The 5,358-nt window shown below is 70.1% G+C and carries 4 protein-coding genes; all 4 read left to right on the top strand.

What is annotated here, in order from left to right; translation table 11 throughout:
- The first annotated feature begins 89 nt into the window (after positions 1–89).
- The 4 genes from K206_RS0134465 to K206_RS0134450 all read left to right on the top strand — a co-directional run bounded on the left by K206_RS0134465 (position 90) and on the right by K206_RS0134450 (position 5,306).
- The gene (locus K206_RS0134465; protein WP_020206824.1) at positions 90–1,652 is read left to right on the top strand and encodes a malonyl-CoA decarboxylase domain-containing protein; all 1,563 of its coding nucleotides are present in this window, start codon (positions 90–92) and stop codon (positions 1,650–1,652) included.
- A 105-nt stretch (positions 1,653–1,757) separates the two neighbouring features.
- Positions 1,758–2,744, top strand: coding sequence for a tripartite tricarboxylate transporter substrate binding protein (locus K206_RS0134460; protein WP_020206823.1), 987 nt, complete (start codon positions 1,758–1,760; stop codon positions 2,742–2,744).
- 59 nt (positions 2,745–2,803) lie between these two features.
- On the top strand, positions 2,804–3,586 hold the full coding sequence (locus K206_RS0134455; RefSeq protein ID WP_020206822.1) for an enoyl-CoA hydratase-related protein: 783 nt from the start codon (positions 2,804–2,806) through the stop codon (positions 3,584–3,586).
- Positions 3,587–3,752: 166 nt separating this feature from the next.
- Entirely contained in the window at positions 3,753–5,306 is a 1,554-nt protein-coding gene (locus tag K206_RS0134450; RefSeq protein WP_029044417.1) for a malonyl-CoA synthase, read from the top strand.
- Positions 5,307–5,358 lie beyond the last annotated feature (52 nt).

Below are 5,358 nucleotides of genomic sequence, written 5' to 3'. Positions count from 1 at the left end.
CCGCGCGCGCCGGCTGGCGGCGCCTTCGTCCGATGCCTGACCGTTTTGATCGTCCGACCGTTCGATAGCAGTTCGATAGCAGGTACGTCATGGACTCCTTCAACAGCGAACAGAAAGTCAGCGCGCCGCTGGCCGGCCCCGAGCCCGCGGGCGGCACCCTGTGGTCGCGCTTCGGCCGCTGGTGGGGCCGCAAGGGCGAGCGCGATGCCGACGGCACGGGCAAGCCCGCGGCCCGGGCCGACGGCAAGGCGGACGCCGCGCCGGCGCCGCTGCCGGCGCGCGTGCTGCGCCGCCAGCGCGAGCAGTTGCGCCAGTGCTTCGACGCGCGCCTGACCGATGGCGCCGCCAACGCCGCCGCGCAGTCGTGGCGCGCCGAATACGAGGCGGCCGGCGACGACGCGCGCCAGGCCATGCTCGGCGTGCTGGCCGAGGTCGCCGCCAATGGCGAGGCCGCCGAAGCGGCTGGCAGCGGTGCAGGCAACGGCGCCGGGACCGGCGCCGGGACCGGCGCAGGGACTGGCGCAGCGACTGGCGCAGCGACTGGCACAGACAAGGCGGCCGCCGCCCCGAACCTGTCGCAGGCGCTGTCCAACGCCCGCATCCGCTTCTTCAGGCGGCTCGCCGCGCTGCACGGCCAGCAGGGCGACAGCGTGTGCGGCCTGCATTTCCTGATCGGCCTGCGCGCCGACATGCTGCGCTGGCAAAAGCGCATGCCGGGCCTGCGCCCGCTCGACGACGATCTCGAGGCGCTGTTCTCCAACTGGTTCGACGTGGGCCTGCTGGAGCTGCAGCCGATCACCTGGGACTCGCCCGCCTCGCTGCTGGAAAAGCTGATCCGCTACGAGGCCGTGCACGAGATCGCCTCGTGGGCGGACCTGCGCAACCGGCTCGACTCCGACCGCCGCTGCTACGCCTTCTTCCACCCGCGCATGCCGCGCGAGCCGCTGATCTTCGTCGAGGTGGCCTTCGTGCCGGAGATGGCCGCCAACGTGCATGCGCTGCTCGACGAGGCGGCGCCGCTGGAAGACCTGCGCCGCGTCAAGTGGGCCATCTTCTATTCCATCTCCAACACGCAGGCCGGGCTGCGCGGCGTGAGCTTTGGCAACTTCCTGCTCAAGCGCGTGATCGAGGAACTGCAGCGCGAGTTTCCCAAGCTCAAGCAGTTCGCCACGCTGTCGCCGATTCCCGGCTTCGCCGACTGGCTGCGCAAGCGCGACGGCGCTGCGGTGGCCGCGCTGCTCGGTGACAAGCGCCTGGCGCGCTGGCGCGAGCAGCATGGCGAGCCGCCCGCCGACGGCGCGGCCTGGCTGGCGGCGCTGGCCGCCGGCGCGGACGCGGCGCACGGCGAGCACGAAAAGGGCGCCCGGGAAGACGCCGTGATGCGCGACACCGCGCTGGCGCTGGCCGCGCATTTCCTCGTGCGCGAGCGCCACCACGGCATGCCGGCCGACCCGGTGGCGCGTTTCCATCTCGGCAACGGCGCCTGCGTGGAGCGGCTGAACTGGGCCGCCGACCTGTCGCGCAAGGGCCGCGCGCAGTCGTGCGGCATGATGGTGAATTACCTGTACGTGCCCGAGGCGCTCGATGACAACCTGGCCCGCCTCGGCAACGGCAACCCGCGCATCAGCCGCGCCGTGGGCAAGTTCTTGTGATCGTGGCCGGGTCCCGGGCAAGGCCCCTCGCCGGGCCGGCGCCTTGTTGTGGTGGCAGTTCCGTCGTTTGACTTTCCGCAGAGAAAAGACACAGGAGACAGAGCAATGAAACGTCGTCAGTTCCAACTGGCCGGGCTGGCCTGCGCGCTCGGCGCGGCCCTCGGCATGGCAGCCCCGGCAGTCCGGGCCGATGCCTGGCCGTCCAAGCCCATCACCGTGATCGTGCCGTTCCCGGCCGGCGGCGGCACCGATGCCTTCGCCCGCCCGCTGACCGCGCAGCTTTCCAGGCAGCTCGGCAAGCAGTTCGTGATCGACAACCGCGGCGGCGCCGGCGGCACGGTGGGCGCGAGCATCGCCGCCAAGGCCGCGCCGGACGGCTACACGGTGTTCATCGGCGGCGCGCACCACGCCATCGCGCCGTCGTTCTATAAGAAGCTCGACTACGACATCGAGAAGGACTTCATTCCCGTCACCGTGATCGCGCAGCCGCCGCAGGTGGTGGTGGTCAACCCGGCCAAGGTCTCCGCCAACACGCTCGGCGAGCTGATCGACTACGCCCGCAAGAACCCGGGCAAGCTCAACTACGGCTCGGCCGGCAACGGCTCGTCGCACCACCTCGCGGGCGAGCTGTTCAAGCTGCAGACCAAGACCTTCATCACGCACATCCCGTACAAGGGCGCGGGGCCGGCGCTGTCGGACCTGATCGCCGGGCAGGTCGACATGGTGTTCGACGGGCTCGGCTCGTCGGCCCAGCACATCCGCGCCGGGCGCATCAAGGCGCTGGCGGTGGCATCGACCAAGCGCTCGGCCGCCTTTCCCAACGTGCCGACCGCGGCCGAGGCCGGCGTGGCCAACTACGACGTCTCCACCTGGTACGCGATGTGGGTGCCCAAGGGCACGCCGAAGGACATCGTCGACAAGCTCTACGCCGAAGTGGAGAAGGCGCTCAACACGCCCGAGATGAAGCAGGTCTGGCTGGCCAACGGCTCCGACACGCCGGCCTTCACGCAGGAACAGTTCGCCCAGTTCCAGCGCGCCGAGATCAAGCGCTGGGCGCAGGTGGTGCAGCAGTCCGGCGCCAAGATAGACTGATTCGGCCGGTTCGGCTGGTTCGATGCGAGGAGGATGGTGATGACGGCAGGAGCAAGGGCATGAGCGGCACGGTGGAATTCACGCGCGACGGCGGCATCGCCACGGTCACGCTGGCCAACGCGGGCAGGCTCAACGCGATCTCGGTGGCGATGTGGCGCGCGCTGGCGCAGGGTTTCGCGCGGCTGTCGGCGGACGACTCGCTGCGCTGCGTGGTGGTGCGCGGCGCCGGCGGCAACTTCGCCGCCGGCGCCGACATCGCCGAATTCCCGCAGGAGCGCGGCGACGACGCCGCGCTGCGCCGCTACCACATGGAGATCATCGCGCCGGCGCTGGCCGCGGTGGCGGACTGCATGCATCCCACGGTGGCGATGATCGAAGGGGTCTGCGTGGGCGGCGGGCTGGAGATCGCCTGCCATTGCGACCTGCGCATCGCCGCCGCCGACAGCCGCTTCGGCGTGCCCATCAACCGGCTCGGCTTCCCGATGGCGCCGGGCGAGCTGGGCGGGCTGCTGGCGCTGGCCGGCCGCGCGGTGGCGCTGGAGATCCTGCTCGAAGGCCGCGTGTTCGACGCCGCCGAGGCGCACGCGAAAGGGCTGCTCACGCGCGTGGTGCCGGCCGCCGCGCTGGCCGGCGAGGTGGCCGCCGCCACCGCGCGCATCGCCGCCGGCGCGCCGCTGGCCGCGCGCATCAACAAGGAGACCATCCGCCGCCTGGCGCCCGCGCCCGAGCCGCTCGGCGCGCACGAACTGGCCGCGCATTTCCGCTACGCCGGCAGCGCCGACCACGCCGAAGGCGTGGCCGCGTTCCTGGCCCGGCGCGCGCCGCACTTTACCGGGCACTAGCCGCGGGCCTATCATGGCCGGCTGTCGGCCCGCCCGAAAGTCCGGGCCTGATGAAGTCCGCTAAACCGCACTCGTACCGCCTCATTGACCTCTCGGGCCGATCTCCCGGGCTCCCGGCCCCCGATTGCCAATGTTACTGACGATCCCGTTCCATATCTTCCGCAACATGAACGCCAACCTGTTCGCCCTGTTCGAATCCCGCTTCCCGGCAGACCGCAGCGCCTGCTGCATCGAAACCCACGACGGCCTCTACTACAGCTGGGACGACCTCGACCGCGCCACCGCCAGGCTGGCCAGCCTGCTGGCCGCGCTCAAGCTGCCCGAAGGCGCGCGCGTGGCCGTGCAGGTGGAGAAGTCACCCGAGGCGCTGTTCCTCTACCTCGCCACGCTGCGCGCCGGCTACGTCTACCTGCCGCTCAACACCGCGTACCAGGAAGCCGAGATCGACTACTTCATCGGCAATGCCGAGCCCGACGTGGTGGTGTGCAGCAGCGCCAACTTCCCGTGGGTCTCCAAGGTGGCCTTCCGCCACGGCACCCGGCACGTGTTCACGCTCGACGACGACCGCTCCGGCTCGCTGCTGGCGCGCGCGGCCGGCAAGCCGGATACCTTCTCCACGGTGGCGCGCGGCGCCGACGACCTCGCCGCCATCCTGTACACCTCCGGCACCACGGGCCGCAGCAAGGGCGCCATGCTCACGCACGGCAATCTCGCCTCCAACGCCAAGACGCTGCACGCATACTGGGGCTGGCGCAGCGACGACGTGCTGCTGCACATGCTGCCGATCTTCCACGTGCACGGCCTGTTCGTGGCCTCGCACGGCGCGCTGCTGGCCGGCGCCAAGATGATCTGGGCGCCCCGCCTCGACATGGCCCAGATCCTGAAATTCCTGCCGCGCTCCACCGTGATGATGGGCGTGCCCACGTACTACGTGCGCATGCTGCAGGAACCGCGCTTCGACGACGACACCTGCCGCCGCATGCGCCTGTTCGTGTCCGGCTCCGCGCCGCTGCTGATGGAAACCTTCGACGCCTTCCGCGCGCGCACCGGCCACACCATCCTCGAGCGCTACGGCATGAGCGAGACCGTGATGCTGGTCTCCAACCCGTATGACGCCGCCGACGGCGAACGCATCGGCGGCACCGTCGGCAAGCCGCTGCCCGGCGTCTCGGTGCGCGTGGTCGACGGCGACGGCAAGCCCTGCGCGCCCGGCGAGATCGGCAACGTGGAAGTGCGCGGCCCGAACGTGTTCAAGGGCTACTGGCGCATGCCCGAGAAGACGCAGGAAGAATTCACCGCCGACGGCTGGTTCAAGACCGGCGACGTCGGCCGCTTCGGCGGCGCCATCGTCAGCCAGTCCGGCGAGCGCAAGGTGCCCGACGACTACCTGACCATCGTCGGCCGCAGCAAGGACCTCATCATCTCGGGCGGCTACAACGTCTACCCGAAGGAGATCGAAAGCTTCATCGACGAAATGCCCGGCGTGGCGGAGAGCGCGGTGATCGGCGTGCCGCACGCCGACTTCGGCGAAGCCGTGGTGGCGGTGGTGGTGGGCAAGCCCGGCTCGGCGCTGGAGGAGGCCAGCCTGATCGGCTTGCTGAAGGGGCGGATTGCGAATTTCAAGGTGCCGAAGCGGGTGCATCTGGTGGATGAACTGCCGCGGAATACGATGGGGAAGGTGCAGAAGAATTTGTTGAGGGTGCAGTTTGGGGGGGATTAAGGGGGGGCTTTGGCTTAACGTTAAAGTCAACTGCTTAACGTCAACGGCTGAA

This window comes from Cupriavidus sp. WS (genome assembly GCF_000395345.1).
Lineage (GTDB): Bacteria > Pseudomonadota > Gammaproteobacteria > Burkholderiales > Burkholderiaceae > Cupriavidus > Cupriavidus basilensis_B.
This window is presented reverse-complemented; position numbering and strand designations above follow the sequence as displayed.

What these genes read in the sequence shown, in the direction of transcription:
- K206_RS0134465 (WP_020206824.1), top strand. Translation starts at nt 90, where the DNA reads ATGGACTCCTTCAACAGCGAACAGAAAGTCAGCGCGCCGCTGGCCGGC.
- K206_RS0134460 (WP_020206823.1), top strand. Translation starts at nt 1,758, where the DNA reads ATGAAACGTCGTCAGTTCCAACTGGCCGGGCTGGCCTGCGCGCTCGGC.
- K206_RS0134455 (WP_020206822.1), top strand. Translation starts at nt 2,804, where the DNA reads ATGAGCGGCACGGTGGAATTCACGCGCGACGGCGGCATCGCCACGGTC.
- K206_RS0134450 (WP_029044417.1), top strand. Translation starts at nt 3,753, where the DNA reads ATGAACGCCAACCTGTTCGCCCTGTTCGAATCCCGCTTCCCGGCAGAC.